Below are 15,082 nucleotides of genomic sequence, written 5' to 3'. Positions count from 1 at the left end.
CGTCAAGAACACTGCCTACGTGCACGAGGAAATGGAGACCTACCGCCTGCAGGAGGCCTTCGAGGAACTGCACACGGCCCGGAGCCTCGCGGACACGCTGCAGACTGTCGCCGACGGCATCGTCAACAGCCTCGGCTTTGAGCTGGCCTGCGTCCATCTTGTGCGTCCTGACGGCGATCTCGTCGTCGCCTCCTTCGCCGGCGACCCCGCAACCGAAGCCCTCATCACCGGCCGCGTCGGCTCCCGCAACGCCTGGGAGAAGAGGCTCTCCATAGCGGAGGACTGGGGCGCACTGTGCTACATACCGCACACCTCGGCCCCCGCCTGCGACGCAGACGACATCCCGCAATGGCCCACGAGCGATCGCCCCGCGCGCTATCTAGAGAATGCGTGGGATCCTGCGGACCGGCTCTTCGGCCCCATGTACATCACCGGCGCCAACGGCAGCGAATTGTTCGGCGTGATCTCCGTGGACCGCCCCCGCAACGGCCGCAGGCCCGGCCCAGAACAACGCGAGGCACTGCAGACCTACGTCTTCCAGGCCGCCATCGCGATCAGCAACGCCCGCCTCCGCGCCAACATGCAGCGCGCCCTGGTGCACCTGGAGCGTGAGCAGAAGGCGATGCGGGCCAGCGAGGAGAGTTTCCGGCAGGCCTTCGAGTACGCACCCTCCGGCATGGCCATCGCCGAGATGGGCGGCGACCAACACGGCCGCATCCTGCGCACCAACGACGCCCTGTGCCGTCTCCTGGGCCGCCCCGCGACCGCGATGCGCCGCTACACCTTCTCCGACCTCGTCCACCCCGAGGACATCGACACCCTCCTGCGCACCTCCGCCGAGGGCGGCCGCGCCGAGCTGCGCCTCGGACGGCGCGACGGGACGTACGTCTGGGTGTCCCTGCGCAACTCCGTCGTCGCCGACGCCGCCGACGGACCCCGCTTCCTCCTCACCCACGTCGAAGACATCGAAGAACGCAAACTCCGCGAGCTCCAACTACTCCATCAGGTCAGCCACGACGCACTCACGGACCTGCCCAACATCACCGAACTGCGCAGCCACCTGAGCGCACGACTGTGCAGCGACCCGGACGATCCTGCTGACGCAGACCCGGAAGACGGCGCCCTCTCACACAGACACCTGACCTCACCCGAAGAACTCGGCAACGAGGACGGCAAAGGCCTCGCCGTCCTCATCTGCGACCTCGACGGCTTCAAATCGATCAACGACCGCTTCGGGGACCACACCGGCGACGCCGTCCTCATCGAGGTAGCCAGGCGGCTCACCAGCGGCACACACGACGAGAACACGGTCGCCAGGCTCCGCGGTGGCAAGTTCGCCGTCCTGGCCGACGGGCTCGGCCGTACCGGCGCCCAGGACCTCGCCGTCCGAATGCGGAACGCGATCATCTCGCCGATCCGCATCGACGTGCAAGCGCTCCGGGTCGGCGCCAGCTTCGGCATCGCATGGGCCCGCTGCGGCATGACCGCAGACGACGTACTCAAAACCGCCGACGAACGGATGCACATCGAGAAACGGTCACATACCTAACATCGCCAGCCAACCTGACGCGGCGTCGGCTCCGCCCGACCCGCAGGAGGGTGGAGCGGATGCTGCCACGGACGCGCGGGGTGAGGGTGAAGGTGTCGTGCCGGCGGTCGGCCCACTGTTCCCAGATCTTGGCGCCGCCGGTGGCCCGCGCCGAGTGACGACCGGTGCTCTGCAGTGGTGGATCGCAGAAACCGAGCTCGGCGACTGCCCGTTGCAGAGCGTGCAGGGTGTTCAGCCGGGCACCCTCCAGCAGCCGTTCGCGGCGGACCCGGTCGAACAGCGCGGTGTCCATGTCGTCCAGGTGTGGGCTGTGGTTGGGCAGAAACAGCTGGCAGGCGACCGACGGCAGCAGCGTGTCGTCGTCCTGGCCCAGCTGGTAGCCCCAGGCGCCAAGGACCGTGCGGACCCGGGAGATCTCGCTGGTGACGCGGTCGCGTCCGAAGATCCGCCAGGACAGAGTGAGGCGTTGGAAGCTGCCGAGCTGGTGGAACTCGTTGAAGGAACCGAGGAGATAGGCGTGCGCCGCGAGGTAGGGGCGGACTTCGTCCCCGGCCCAGGCGGGTGCGCGCTGGCGGAACTCGGCCTGGGTGCGGCCGAGTAGACGGGTCCATTCTTGCGTGGTCCAGCCCCAGTAGGTCTTTGGGTGGCTTCTGCCACATGTCCCAGCTCCCCGAACCGGCCGCCGCCATCGAGCAGTTCGACTGTCCGACCTGCGAGGTGCCGGGCGTGTCCTCAGGCGTTGGCACCCGACGTGCCGGCCGAGTTGTGGTCGATGGCGCACCGGCTGACTTGTCACTGGCCCAAGCCCTTGAGGCGTGCTGGCGTTCGGTGGCCGCCGGCGGCGCCCCGGCCGTCTGTACTTCGCCGCGGCCCGCCAGGCGGCCCGCGCGGGCGGGCGGGCTTATCCCAGGCCGGTCAGCAGGCGCAGCGGCGGCAGCAGGTAGGTGTCGGCGAGGCGGCTGGCGAGGGTGGTGGTTCCGGTGTTCACGGTGGCCCTGCCGCCCCTGGGCAAGGGGTGACCGTGGACCTCGCGCAGCCGGTAGAGCACGGCTTCGGTGTGCCCGGAGCCGCTCTTGACGGCGCTGTAGGCGGCCGAGGGCACCTGCACCGGTGTGCTGGGCGGGCTGTCGACCACGGCGGTGGCCACCACCGGCCTGGCTATCATTCCCAGCGAGCGCAGCTGCACCGTCTCGCCGGGGTGGATGGCGTGGACCGCGCCGCCGGCGGTGGGCATCGCCAGCACGGGCCGGCCGTCGAGGAGCACGTATCCCGCCGTGGCGGTGCCGTCGACCGGCACCGCGCACAGCAGCGTGCCCACGGCCGCGGCCACCACGCCCAGCCCCAGCAGCCTGCGGCCCCGGCTCGCGCGCCGGCTCTGGCCGCGGCGCGGGAACGCGATACGGGCGGTGCCGTAGAGCAGGCGGCCGGCTGTCACCGTCACGAGCAGCAGCCACAGCACCGCCCCGGCGATCCCCCACGACAGGATCGAGGGCACGATCAGGATCCGGGTGAGCAGGAACCCCATCCAGGCCACGGGGAAGGCCATCGCGGCCAGCCCGAACGGCACTGTCCACGGCCGGTCCAGTCTCTTTTCGTCGCGCGGGTGCCCGTACAGGACCCGGCCCAGCCACCCGCGCGCATCGCCGATCGCCTTGTCGCGCAGGAACGGCACGTCCACCCGGCCCATCAGGGCCAGGTACCCGTCGAGCTTGACGAACGGCAGCAGGTTGAACACCGTGCTGATCACGTTGTAACAGGTCAGCAGCCACCAGAACGCGGCCGTCTCCCCCGCGCTGAGCGCCGCGGCAATCGCCGCGCCGGCCGCCACGCCGGCGTTCACCACGACACCGGACAGTGCCACGCGTATCCGCTGCCCGCGATCAGCCAGTTTCCACCCCGCCGAGACATCACAGAAGAAGGCAGGGACCAGGTAGAACAGCATGACGCCGATCCGCCGGGGCCGGCCGCCGAAACGGGTCAGCGCCGTGGCATGCCCCAACTCGTGCACCGCACCGACCACGAGCATGACCGCCCAGACCTGGAACACGGTGCCCAGCGAGACCGGCGTGCTGACCGCGTGGGCCAGGCCGCGGTGGCCGACGGCCACCGCCACCGCCCCGGCGGCCAGCAGCGCCAGATACAACTGGGGGAACGGGCGCCGGGCCAGCACACCGCCGAGCACCCGCAGGACCCCCGTCAGGCGCCGCGGGCGCACCAGCGTGAACTGGAACGACAAAGGCTTGCGGTAGACAAAGGCACGCTCGCGCACGGGAGGCGGACCGTCAGGGTCCTCAAGCAGCCCGAGCGCGCACAACTTCTCCAGCAGCCGCACCGCGCTGTCCTCGCCCACCTCGGTGGACCACTGGGCCAGGACCTCCTCACGGCACCGTGTGCCGTCGAGATCTGCCAGCAGCAGCGCGGCATCCCGCCCCAGCCGCAAATAGCGGCCCCCGGGCAGACTCACCACCGCATGGTCGTACCCGTCCTTCTGTGCAATCTCCATGCCCTCACGCCGCGCAGGCATCGCCAGCACACGCTCGACCCGGTCCGGGATAGCCGACTGCCCGGGTGCAGGTGCGGCGGGGGCTGCGGGGGGAGGGCACGCGGGCGCGGGCGCAGGAACAGCGGAGGCGGAGGCGGGGGTGGGAGTAAGAGGGCGGGAGGAGGCAGTCGCGGGCATGGCAGTCCTTAACGGAAGAGGCAGCAGGGCGAGCACGACAGGCCGGGCCGGGCGGGCACAGTCCGAAACAACGGGACGCTGTGCCCGACCGGCCCGGCGATGAGTCAGGCGGTTCAGAAGGCCACCTTGGTGAGGTGGTCGTGGAAGTCGAGCTTGTTGAAGAGGTGGTCGAAGTTGCCCGGCTGGCAGAACGGGTCGCCGACCGTAGGGAACTTCTCAGTGACTGGCCCACGCTCAGGGCTGAACCAGGAGGGGCTGAACCAGGAGGGGCAGAAGGCCGGGTTGGGGTCAATGATGGGTGCGTCCAGCGTCTCCAGTTCGTCAACGCCCAGGAGCACGGCACGGTCGGTGATGGTGTTGGTGTTGGTGTGCTGCATGGTGTTCTCCCTAATTTCTGTGATGTGGATTGCGTGGTGCCGGGCCCGAAACAGGTCCCCGTGCTACGGGGGCAGAACCTGCGGGTAGGGGCACCGGGCGTCTGTGCTGATGGCTGCGGTGCCGCCGGTGACGGCTGGCGGCGCCGGGGCGGGCAGGACACAGAGAGCGCCCCACCCGCCCCGGCCAGCCGGCCGTCAGCTGCCGGTGCCGGGGAGCTGGTTCCAGATGTCGGCGGCCACCTGCCCGAGCTGCCCGAAGCCCTTGGCGGCGGTTGCGGCACCCTGAGCCTCCTGCAGCTGGTTGCCCGCGTTCACCCCCTGCTGGAACGTCTGGCCACCACTGAGGACGTTGCCGACACCTTCAGAGGCCGTCACCGTGTCCTGCGCGACCCCGTTCCAGGTCCACGACGGCGCGGCCGGTGCGGCCGGTGCGGCCGGTGCGGCCGACTCGAACGATCCGTCCGACGCGTCCGGTGCGTCCAGCGTCTCCAGCTCGTCAACGCCCAGGAAGACGGCGCGGTCGGTGATGATGTTGGTGTGCTGCATGGTGTTCTCCCTATGTCTGTGGTGTGGATTGCCTAGTGCAGGGGTGCTGCTTCCGTGCTCGTAGGCGGTGGATCAGAGTCGCTTTGTCGACTCATGCTTGAAGCCTGCCTGGCCCCGGTTCGTGTGTCCCTACGGTGCGCACCACAGGGAATTGAGAGGCCCGCCCGCCGTCGCCCTTCGGTACCGCCCGCAGTGGGCGGGCCGTTCCAGGGGCCGGGAGAGATCCACCGGGTTCCTCGGCGGTCCGCCTCCCGCCCCTGCCCGCCTCGTGCGGTCTCCCGGTGCGGGAACGATCAGGCCAGGGCCGATATCAGGCGGCACGGACAGTTGCGCCACTGGTTCGTCCCTTGGGTACCGGGGCAGGACAGACTGAGGTTCCCCGGAGATGCGACGGATGCTGACAGTGGGTCAGATGGGACTCATGAGAGGACCTGCCCAACACACATCGGTCAGGCTCACAACTCGTCTGATAGGAGCCGGAGTTGAGGCGTCCATGGGCTCTGTCGGGGACAGTTACTGGACCGGAACTGTCTGGTTGCTCTGCTCGTTGAGGGTGTGTGATCGAGGTTGGGGGTGCGCGGCGCCTGGGGCCTGCCGCGCAGGAGGTGGTGCGGCTGCGGGTGGTGGCCGTGCTGGAGTCGGGGCAGGTGCGGACGTACCGGCAGGCGGCCGAGGTGTTCGGGGTGTCGGAGAGGTCCGTGGGCACTTGGTGGCGCACGTTCAAGGCCGCGGGCGGGGAATCTCCGGCAGCGCCGGTCAAGTCCCGCTCCGGCCCGGTGAGTTGACCGGTGGCGAGGACCGTGCGGTGCTGTTCCAGGCGATGGCCGACTACACGGCCGGGCAGCTGCTGACCGGCGGCCCGATGTGGACCCGGTCGCTGGTCGCTTGTTGGGCGACGCTCAGCATGAGTACGTGCTCGGAGGTTGGCGACGTTCATGGTGGCCACGGCCAGAGTGCGTCATGTTGACGTTCGTGCGCGACGACACCGTGCACATCAACCCGCCTTCCCCAGACCGCCCTTGTCGGTCGTGCTGTTCGTCGTCGACGTCGTGTCGCCGGTCTTCGTTCGGGTGAGGTGGGTACCAGTCCGGACTGGATGATCGACCGCATGGGGAGCCAGCAACACGAGTTGCCCCTGGCGCGGGCGGCGTGGTCGTGGTGACGCTGGTGGGATGCGGGAGGCACCTGTTCGTGATCGTCGTGGCGGAGTCCGAGACGAGTGCACTGCCGCCTTGCCCGGCCTGCGACGCGCCCCTGCGCCCGTGGGGCTACGCCCGGGAGCGCGCGATCCGGCTGCCCGAAGGCGGCCTCCGGCGGCTGCGGCCGAGGCGGGCCCGCTGCCCCTCCTGCCGCACCACACACGTGCTGCTGCCGCCGTACTGCCTGCTCAGGCGCGCGGACAGCGTGCACACCATCGCCGCCGCTCTCCTGGACCACGTCGCCGGGCACGGCCACCGCCGCATCGCCGAGCGGCGGCACCGGCCAGCGACGACCGTCCGCGGCTGGCTCCGCCGCGCGAGAGCACGCGCCGCGTTCTGGAGCCGCCACGGCATGATCTACGCCTACCGACTCACCCCGGACGCCGGACCGTTCCAGCCCCGGGCCACCGAGCTGGCCGAGGCCCTCGACGTCCTGGGGGAGGCCGCCCGCGTCGCCCAGGAGCAGCACGCCTCATGGGCCTCCACCGATCCGTGGGGCGCCGTCGTCTTGGTCACCGGCGGCCGGCTCCTCACGCCCGCGTGAACAACCCGCGACAGCAAGCACACGGAGCCGACACCGTGATGACGACACGTCACCTCACCGAGTGAACGAAGGCCGCCTCTACGTCCCCACGGTGAACGTCGTCCTCGTGCTCACCGTAAGCGTCGGGCAACAGTCGCTGAGCTGATCCGGATGTCGGTGTCACCATGACCGGGCAGGGGGTGGGCACGTGGCTGCGCCGGCACGGCTTCACGCCGCAGCGCCCGGCCCGCCGCTCCTACCGTCGGCAGCCGGACAAGGTGACGGCGAAGGTGTTCACCGTCTTCCTCGACCGGCTCGCCCGGCAGACCCGACGGAAGGTCCACGTGATCGCCGAGGGGCATCCGGTCCACCGTAGCAACGCCGTCCTAGCCTGGCTCGCCGACCACACCGAGCGGATCGAGCTGCACCTGATGCCCGGATACAACCCCGGCGAGCTCCTCAACGCCGACAGCAAACGCACCGTCCACGCCGCACGCGCCCGCTCAGCAGACGACCTCGCCCACGAGACCCGGGCTTCCTCCGCCGCCGCAAACGCCAATCCCACCGAATCCAGGGCTACTTACACGCCCGCCCCGGGGGCCCGCGCGCTCGCGGGCCCCGCGTCAGGCGGCGCTGAGCGCGCTGAGGCTGGGGCGGCTGTGGCTGTGGCTGTCTGGCAGCAGCATGGCGGCCAGGCCGTCGCGCTTGACTCCGAGCTTGCGGTAGGCGCCGGACAGGTGGAACTCCACGGCCCGCAGTGTGACGCACAGTTGCTCGGCTATCTGCCGGTTCGTCAGGCCGTGCTTGGCCATCAGGGCCACCCGGTGCTCCTGCCGGGTGAGGCCGTGCGGGGCCGGTCCGCGTATCTCGCGTGGGTCCGGGGCGAGTTGGGCCAGGTACTCCTCTGCCTGGGCCGCGACCGGCTCGGCCCCGCGCTCACGGGCCAGGTCGGCCGACCGGCGCAGCGCGGTGCGGGCGGCCTCCGGGCGGCCTTGTGCCTGGGCGAGAGCGCCGGAGTCCAGCAGGGCTGCGGCCAGGGCGAGCCGGGAGGGCGAGGTTTCCAGAGCCGTCACGGCCTCGGTGAGCAGTTCGGCCCCCTCGTCGCCGCCGACCGCCGTGCCCAGTGTGTGCAGGGCGACGCCGATGGCGCGGGGTGTCCCCCATCGCCGGGCGTCGTGCAGCTCGGCCTCGGCCAGCTCCCGGGCGCGCTCGTGGCGGCCGAGTGCGGTGTAGGCCGCGGCGGCCCGCGACCTCCAGGGGAGCGCGGCAGGGTTACGCAGCTGCCACACCTCGGCTCGGCGGCCGCACTCCTCCAAGTCCTCGATGGCGCCGTGCAGATCGCCCTGCGCGATCCGCAGTCCGCCCCTGGCGCACAGGACGAAGTTGTGGTGGAGGAGTTCGGGGAGCCTGCTCGTCAGCAGGCCGCACCGGGACAGCAACTCCCCTGCCTCATCCACCCGCCCGGCCGCCACGAGGACGTCGACGAGCCAGGCGATGCACGGCATCGCGTCGGTGTCGGTCTCAAGGACAGTGCCGCAATCCTCGAAGGTCCGCAGGGCGGCCGAGAAACGAGTGGCGGCTTCCGCCAGGTCCCCGGAGGCGAACGACTGCAGCCCGTGGGCCACCGCCATGACGGCGCCGGCCCGCGGCGAGCCGCACTCCCGGGCGATGCGGTCGCCCACCGCGTAGCACTCCTCGATGGCCCCAGAATCGTCGGTGCGGGCCAGTGCGTACAGCGAGTAGTAGCCGGGCGGGCGGAAGAAGAGCCCATCCGCTCTGGCCAGCGCCTGGCGCGTGAACCGCACGACTTCCTCGCGCGACTCGCCGTGCCAGCCCTTGATCGCGGCCAGGAACGCCAGCCGGGACCTCTGCAGGTCGGGTCGGTCGGGCACCTCCGTCGCCAGCCGCTCGATCCGCGCATGGGCGTCGGCCACCGTCTCCATCCGCAGGAACTGCGACGCCATCGCCATCGAGCCCAGCGCCCAGGTGAGGTCACGGTCGTCCGGGTCGAGTCCGGCGAGCACGGCGTCGGCCACGTCAACGGCCTCCTCGTGCGCGGAGACCATGCACAGCGCGGGGACGAGGCTGATCGCCACCCGCGCGGCCTCGTGCGCGTCGGCCGCCCCGTCCAGCGCTGATCGCAGCCGGGCGATGCCCGTGGTGGGGTTGAAGGCGAGCTCCGCGCTGCCCAGCTCGCACAGCACAGCGGCGTGCTGCTGTGCCGTCAGAGGCTGATGCAGGGCGTGCTGCAGATACGTCGCGGCTGCGTCGGGCGCGCCCCGCGCCTCGGCCAGCTGCGCGGCCCGGCACAGTACGTCGGCCGCCCAGGGCAGTACCACGCTGCCCGTATGCAGCAGGTGGGCGGCGATCTGCTCGGCTGGCGCCTGGGCCCCGCGCAGCAGCTGCGCGGCCCTGGCGTGCGCGGCGATCCGGGCGCCGGCGGGGGCGCCTTCCAGTACGGCGTTGCGGACGAAGGAGTGGATGAAGGCCAGCGGGTAGGTGTTCTGCAGCACCTTCATCTCGACCAGGGTGTCCAGGGCGTGCGCCGCGGCGGCCAGGTCGAGCCCGGCCAGTTCCGAAGCGAGGCCGAATTCCGCCCGGTCGCCGAGAACGGCGACGGCGTGGGCCAGCGTGGCGGCATCGGGGCATGTCCTGAACCGCGACCGCAGGCGCTCCGCCACCACGGGCGAGCCCAGCCCGCGCACATGCTGCGCGGTGATCTCGGCCCGGTGGCCGCCTCGCTGCTCCAGCGTGCGTAGCAGCTCGGCCAGCAGGAACGGATTCCCCCCGGTCACCTCGCAGCACGCCAGGACGAGATCCTCATCGGCACTGTCGCCCACCGCCCACCGCACCAAGTGCGCGACCTCGTCGGGCTCCAGAGCCGCCAGCGGGATCGGCCGCGCCGCCGCGGCCAGGTCCTGCAGCGGTTCCTCGGCGTGCGGCTGCTCGCCCTCCGTCGTGCACAGGACCAGCAGGACGGGCAGCGCCGCGAAGCGCTGCACCGCGTACGCCAGGAAGCGCAAGGAGGGGGCGTCAGCGAGGTGGGCATCATCGACGGCCAGGAGCAGCGGGGTTTGGCCGGCGAGCGAGCCCATCAGCCGGTACAGCGCGTGATGGGTCGCAAGGCTCGCCTGGGCGCCGGGCAGCGCGTCGAAGCTGCCGTCGCGCGGCGGGTCGCCGGTCTCCGCGAGCAGTCCCCCGAAAAGCTGGCGGGCGACACCGAAGGCGAACTCGCGCTCCAGCGCAGCACCACGGGCGCGTCCCACGGTGATACCGCGCCCTGCAGCCGCGGCCACCACCTCATCGAGCAGCGAGGTCTTCCCGATGCCGGCCTCACCGGTGAGAAGGACGACCGAGGCGTGGCCGCCGACGGCCGCCGACAACAACTCCTGCAGCGCGCCCAGTTCGGCGCTCCGCCCGATGAAGGGAGGAAGCTCTCGTTCCGCGTGGCGATTCAACGTATCGAACCCAATCACTGAGGAATACAGGAAATACCGGAACTGCCAGTCGGGCATTCCGCCTGTCGACGATCGAGTGATTCCCCCGCTCCAGCGCCTTCGTCCCGGTATGAACCACGGGATGACGACGGTGTCCGGGGTGGGTCGCCCGATCTCGGAGTGTGCGGGCCGCGCCGGCCCTTCAAAGAGGCATGGCGGCGTCGCTACCGCGATGTGCCGGTGATCTGGTCGAAGCAGTCCATGGCAGCTCGCCTCTGCTGTCGGTCTGGGGCGCGGGTCGGAAAGGGGTGAACCGTTTCAGGTCTGCCGCTGGACTGGGAAAACCTTCTCCTGTGTACCACCCCCGGTCAGAGGCACGCGGTCGGGGAGCCGTCCCGTTCCCGGGGGGCCACGTCGATGGCTGTGGTGTCCAGCGCCGCTCCACGCCGGTGGCGCATGGCGTCGTCGGTGGCGGCGGCCGCCAGGGCCAGATCGCGGGCCTGCTGCGGGAGGTCGGCAGACACGATCCAGGTCTGGGTGCCGTGCACCGGCTCGGCGCCGATCATGCGGAAGGTGGGGATGGTGACGGTCCACTGGGACATGGCATCTCCTTGGCTGGTGACTGGATGGTGACCCCGGATGCGGGGGCGGTGCTGCCGGGCAGCCTGGTACAGGGGTGGCGGTTCGCCTGCCGCGGCTTTGATCCGTCATCACGATCACCCGTCGCCGAGGGGCAAGACATCGGTCACCTCACCCAGAAACCGGCCAGTAGCATTCGCGGTGGGGCCGCCCGGGCACCGTCGTGGCGGCGCCGTCACCACCATCCACTCCCCGCACACGCACACGCCGATCGACTGCCGGGCCCGCAGGCCTGGTGACGGCCCGTCCCGGGGCGCGAGCCTGTCTTCAGGGCGCCGCCGGGCAGATGCCTGGACAGCCGCTGAAGGCATTCCAGGACAGGGTCACCGGATCGCCGCGGGGCTGGGGCGACTACCGACAGCGTCACCGACACCCGGTGTGTCCGGTCGGGGCTGAAGGCGTGGCCACCAGGCCGGGGCGGGGGCAAGCCCGGCGCATACCCGGCCGCCTGACTGTCTGAGGGCGAAGCCTGCGCCGCCGTCGGCCAGGAGGTGCGAGACGGTGCCGGGGCCGGCGGCGTCTGCGGCTACCGCCGCAGGGTCGTCCCGACACCTGGATGTCGGTGAACACCGGGATGTCGAACGCGTCGAGCGCGACGCCGGACACTTCGCTGCAGTAGCCCGCGGTGCCGTTTGGGTACCCCGGCGGAATGACTGGGAAGTGCCCGGCAAGCACCTGCTCGGCCTGCTGCAACGGGCTCACTACGCCGACGACGCGGAGACCCGGCGCGCCGGGTCTGGTGGCAACGGAGAACGTCGGTCAGTAGGCCCCGTGGACGTTGTCTATCGACCCGTAGGTCTTGGCGGCGTAGTTGCACGCGGCGGTGATGTTGGCGACCGGGTCGTAGAGGTCTATGGACGTACCGGAGACGTGGAAGGCGGCGAACGTGGGCTGGATCACCTGGAGGAGTCCCTCGGAGGGCGTTCCGGCCACCGCGTTGGAGTCCCAGTTGTTGATGGCGAGGGGGTTGCCCGACGACTCGCGCATGACGTTGCGGTAGATGCCGTCATAGGTGCCCGGGATGCCGTCCTTGGCCATGATGTCCAGCGACTGCTTGATCCAGCCGTCGAGGTTGTTGGTGTACGGCGACACGTCCGTCACCGCAGCGGTGTTCTGGGTGGTGAGGCTGGTCGGGCGTACGAAGCGGTCGGCCCGGCCAGGCGCGGCGTCCCGGGAAGTACTCGCCTGGCCGGCAGGGGCTGCCGCGGCGATCGGCCTGGCGGCCGCGACGGCAGGCGCTGCGACCTTGACCGCAGTGGCGGTGTGCACCGATGCCGGTGCGGCAGCGGCCGCAGTCGCGCCGATCACCGGAATGACGAGCACGGCCCCGCCCACACCGGCGACGAGGCCCCGGGTGAACGAGCGGAAGGTGGGGATGATGACGGTCCAACGGGACATGGCAATTCCTTGGCTGGTGATCGGCTGGTGACCCCGGATGCGGGGGCGGTACTGCCGGGCGGCCCACCACAGAGGTGGCGGTTCGCCTGCCGCGGCGTTGATCCGCCATCACGATCACCCGCCACCCAGGGGCAAGACATCGGTCACCTCACCCAGAAACCGCCCAGTAGCGCGCGGGGCCTGTCTCACCCAGACACCGTCATGGCGCAGCCGTCACCGCCATCCGCACCCGATGGCCTGCCGGGCCCGCAGGCCTGGTGACGGCGCGCTCCAGGGGGGCGGGCCTGTCTTCAAAGCGTCGCCGAACAGATGCCCGGACAGCCGCAGAAGGCATTCCAGGACACGGTCACCGGACCGCCGCACCCGTGGGACCGGGGCGGCTACCGACGGCGTCGCCGACACCCGGTGTGCCCGGTCGAGGCTCAAGGCGCGGCGACCAGCCCGAGGTGGGGGCGGAGTGCGTGCGGGCCCGGCCCGGCCGCCTTGCCGTCTGAGGGCGAAGCTGGCGCGGACGTCGGCCAGGGATTGCGACGCGGTGCCGAGGCAGGCGGCGTCTGCGGCTACCGCCGCGTTGTCATCCCGACACCTTGATGTCGGTGAACACCGGGATGTCGAACGCGTCGAGCGCGACGTCGGACACTTTGCTGGAGTAACCTGCGGTGCCGTTTTGATACCACAGCGGGATGACCGGGAAGTCCTCGGCAAGTACCTGCTCGGCCTGCTGGAACGTGCGCACCGCCGCGGCCGTGTCGTCCTCTGCGTTGGCCTGGTCCACCAGCTTGTCGAACGCCTTGCTGCTGTAGCCGGAGTCGTTGCCCGAGGCCTTGGTGTAGTAGAGCGGCTGCAGGAAGTCCTGGATCAGCGGATAGTCCATCTGCCAGCCGGACCAGAACGGGCCGGTCATCTGGCCGGCAACGACCTGCTCGCGAAACCCGGCGAAGGTGGCCTCCGGGTGCACGGTGCAGGCGTCGTCCTTGCCCAGCACGTTGTTGATGTCGTTGCACACCGCCTCCATCCACAGCCGGTGCGAGCCGGTATCGACGTTGGCGGTGAGGGTCACCTTGCCACCCGGCAGCCCGCCCGCGGCTTCGATGAGCTGCCTGGCCCGTTGCGGGTTGTACGTGCAGAGCTGCCCGCACAGCCCAGGCCTGTAGCCACCCGTCCGTTGAAGTACCGGCGAGGTCCAGTCGGTGGCCGGGACGTAGGTGCCGTGGTAGATCGTCTTGGTGATCTGGGCGCGGTCGATCGCCATCGAGAGTCCCTGGCGCAGCTTCAGCGCGGTGTCCGAACCGAACTGATGCCGGTACATGGGGAAGGAAAGGGCGTGGGTGACCCCTACCGGCTGGTTGATGTAGCGCTGCCCGAGGTCTTTGGCGACGTTGGGTAGCTGGAAAGCCGGGATGTCATCGCTGACGTCGAGGTTGCCCGCCTGCAGATCGGTGTAGGCGGTGTTGCTGTCGGTGTAGACCTTCAGCTCCACCCCGCCGTTCCTGGCACGGTCCGGGCCGTGGTAGTTCTTGGACCTGCTGAGCTTCATGCCCGTGCCCTTGGTGTAGGAGTCCACCGTGTACGGGCCGTTTCCGACCGGCTTGCGCAGCCAGGTGTCGTGGTCGGTGAAGAACACCTCCGGCAGCGGCACGAACGCGGTGTAGCCGAGCGTCTGCGGCCAGGTAGAGAACTTCTGTGTCAACCGGACGGTAAAGGTGCGCTCGTCCACGATCTTCAGCCCGGACATGGTCGTGGCCGAGGGGGCGGCGTCCGGCGCCTCCGGGTGGACCTGCTCATAGCCCTCGATGTAGCCGAAGAACGGCGCGTTGATTTGTTTGTTGGTGACCAGCGCCGCGTAGTTCCAGGCGTCCACGAACGACTTGGCGGTCACCGGGGTGCCGTCGCTGAAAGTCCAGCCAGGCTTGAGCGTGATGGTGAAGTTCTGCTGGTCACCCGAGATGATCGACTCGGCCACCATGTTCCTGGCCCGGCCGGTCTTGGGGTCGTAGCGCTTGAGCCCGCGGAAGATCATGCCCATGACCTTGCCGCCCTGCACCTCGTTGGTGTTCGCCGGCTCCAGCGGGTTCTGCGGATCGCCCCAGGATGCGCGCACGATGCCCGCGGCATTGCGGGCGCCAGCCCCTCCCTGACTGCATGAGGCCCCGGACAGCGCCACTGTCACGGCCGCGGCGGCTGCGGTGAGCCGCCGCCTGGCTGCGTGCATGGGACCTCCTCGATTGGTTCCAGCCGGACACGGAGCCCACCTTGGCAGTGCTGCCGCAGTGGGCCGGGAAACGGCCCGGTGGCCGTCCGGGTGAAACGCTGGGATTGCCGCCTGGACGATTACGGCCGATCCAGCCGCAGGCCTGCCGACCTACCGGCACCTGGCGGCGGCGTGGTGGTGTCGGCTGCGCTGCATAGGAGGCAGCGTGGCAGCAGGCTGGCGTTTTCCTCCCCCGCGCGGTCAAGGTAGTTACCGGTTTCACGTCGCCTCCAGGGACACCACCAGCGCTGCGGACGCGACGCGGTGCGGCGGCACGGCCCACCCCAGCTGCGGCCGCGTGAGTTCGGCGACTGCGTGCGCCACCGTGCGCTGAGCACTGCCGCGGTAAACGCGTGGCAGCGGTGTCGGCCCTCGCAGCGCGATCGCGGCCCACACCCGAGCGCACTGCGCCGCGCGAGCCGGCGTGGTGCGCTCGGCCCCGACGGGCGGAGGCCTTGGCGGGCCGGGCCGGGCCGGGCCGGG

Annotated in this window: 11 protein-coding genes and 1 pseudogene; 5 read left to right on the top strand and 7 right to left on the bottom strand. The window is 70.5% G+C overall.

Annotation, left to right across the window (positions count from 1 at the left end; translation table 11 throughout):
• The first annotated feature begins 31 nt into the window (after positions 1–31).
• Complete coding sequence (cdgB, locus tag OG453_RS44255) at positions 32–1,549, top strand: diguanylate cyclase CdgB (protein WP_266874509.1); 1,518 nt, start codon at positions 32–34, stop codon at positions 1,547–1,549.
• A 154-nt stretch (positions 1,550–1,703) separates the two neighbouring features.
• On the top strand, positions 1,704–2,150 hold the full coding sequence (locus tag OG453_RS44250) for a hypothetical protein (protein ID WP_266874488.1): 447 nt from the start codon (positions 1,704–1,706) through the stop codon (positions 2,148–2,150).
• 300 nt (positions 2,151–2,450) lie between these two features.
• Here the strand turns inward: OG453_RS44250 and mpaP are convergent, their stop codons facing one another.
• The 3 genes from mpaP to OG453_RS44235 all read right to left on the bottom strand — a co-directional run bounded on the left by mpaP (position 2,451) and on the right by OG453_RS44235 (position 5,152).
• Complete coding sequence (gene mpaP / locus OG453_RS44245) at positions 2,451–4,052, bottom strand: daptide biosynthesis intramembrane metalloprotease (RefSeq protein ID WP_266874487.1); 1,602 nt, start codon at positions 4,050–4,052, stop codon at positions 2,451–2,453.
• Positions 4,053–4,342: 290 nt separating this feature from the next.
• On the bottom strand, positions 4,343–4,606 hold the full coding sequence (locus tag OG453_RS44240) for a hypothetical protein (protein ID WP_266874486.1): 264 nt from the start codon (positions 4,604–4,606) through the stop codon (positions 4,343–4,345).
• A gap of 195 nt (positions 4,607–4,801) precedes the next feature.
• Positions 4,802–5,152 (bottom strand): hypothetical protein, encoded by a 351-nt coding sequence (locus tag OG453_RS44235; protein WP_266874485.1) that lies wholly within the window; start codon positions 5,150–5,152, stop codon positions 4,802–4,804.
• Between the two features lie 557 nt (positions 5,153–5,709).
• Here OG453_RS44235 and OG453_RS44230 point away from each other — a divergent pair.
• The 3 genes and pseudogenes from OG453_RS44230 to OG453_RS45470 form a co-directional block, all read left to right on the top strand.
• Entirely contained in the window at positions 5,710–5,937 is a 228-nt protein-coding gene (locus OG453_RS44230) for a helix-turn-helix domain-containing protein (protein ID WP_266874484.1), read from the top strand.
• Between the two features lie 406 nt (positions 5,938–6,343).
• Positions 6,344–6,895 (top strand): DUF6431 domain-containing protein, encoded by a 552-nt coding sequence (locus OG453_RS44225; RefSeq protein ID WP_266874483.1) that lies wholly within the window; start codon positions 6,344–6,346, stop codon positions 6,893–6,895.
• A 164-nt stretch (positions 6,896–7,059) separates the two neighbouring features.
• A pseudogene (locus OG453_RS45470) lies at positions 7,060–7,332 on the top strand (transposase); the annotation flags it as partial.
• A gap of 165 nt (positions 7,333–7,497) precedes the next feature.
• On the opposite strand, the gene OG453_RS44220 reads toward OG453_RS45470, so the two are convergent.
• The 4 genes from OG453_RS44220 to OG453_RS44205 all read right to left on the bottom strand — a co-directional run bounded on the left by OG453_RS44220 (position 7,498) and on the right by OG453_RS44205 (position 14,560).
• Entirely contained in the window at positions 7,498–10,332 is a 2,835-nt protein-coding gene (locus OG453_RS44220) for an AAA family ATPase (RefSeq protein WP_266874482.1), read from the bottom strand.
• Positions 10,333–10,679: 347 nt separating this feature from the next.
• Positions 10,680–10,913: a hypothetical protein gene (locus OG453_RS44215; RefSeq protein ID WP_266874481.1), complete on the bottom strand. Its 234-nt coding sequence runs from the start codon at positions 10,911–10,913 to the stop codon at positions 10,680–10,682.
• A 796-nt stretch (positions 10,914–11,709) separates the two neighbouring features.
• Entirely contained in the window at positions 11,710–12,348 is a 639-nt protein-coding gene (locus tag OG453_RS44210) for a transglycosylase SLT domain-containing protein (protein WP_266874480.1), read from the bottom strand.
• Between the two features lie 574 nt (positions 12,349–12,922).
• Positions 12,923–14,560, bottom strand: a complete 1,638-nt coding sequence (locus tag OG453_RS44205; RefSeq protein WP_266874479.1) for an ABC transporter substrate-binding protein — start codon at positions 14,558–14,560, stop codon at positions 12,923–12,925.
• Between the last annotated feature and the right edge of the window lie 522 nt (positions 14,561–15,082).

This window comes from Streptomyces sp. NBC_01381, from assembly GCF_026340305.1.
GTDB lineage: Bacteria > Actinomycetota > Actinomycetes > Streptomycetales > Streptomycetaceae > Streptomyces.
This window is presented reverse-complemented; position numbering and strand designations above follow the sequence as displayed.

Bases quoted from the DNA above. Each gene is read 5' to 3' on its own strand.
- cdgB (WP_266874509.1), top strand. From the start codon at position 32: ATGGAGACCTACCGCCTGCAGGAGGCCTTCGAGGAACTGCACACGGCC.
- mpaP (WP_266874487.1), bottom strand. From the start codon at position 4,052: ATGGAGATTGCACAGAAGGACGGGTACGACCATGCGGTGGTGAGTCTG.
- OG453_RS44240 (WP_266874486.1), bottom strand. From the start codon at position 4,606: ATGCAGCACACCAACACCAACACCATCACCGACCGTGCCGTGCTCCTG.
- OG453_RS44235 (WP_266874485.1), bottom strand. From the start codon at position 5,152: ATGCAGCACACCAACATCATCACCGACCGCGCCGTCTTCCTGGGCGTT.
- OG453_RS44215 (WP_266874481.1), bottom strand. From the start codon at position 10,913: ATGTCCCAGTGGACCGTCACCATCCCCACCTTCCGCATGATCGGCGCC.
- OG453_RS44210 (WP_266874480.1), bottom strand. From the start codon at position 12,348: ATGTCCCGTTGGACCGTCATCATCCCCACCTTCCGCTCGTTCACCCGG.
- OG453_RS44205 (WP_266874479.1), bottom strand. From the start codon at position 14,560: ATGCACGCAGCCAGGCGGCGGCTCACCGCAGCCGCCGCGGCCGTGACA.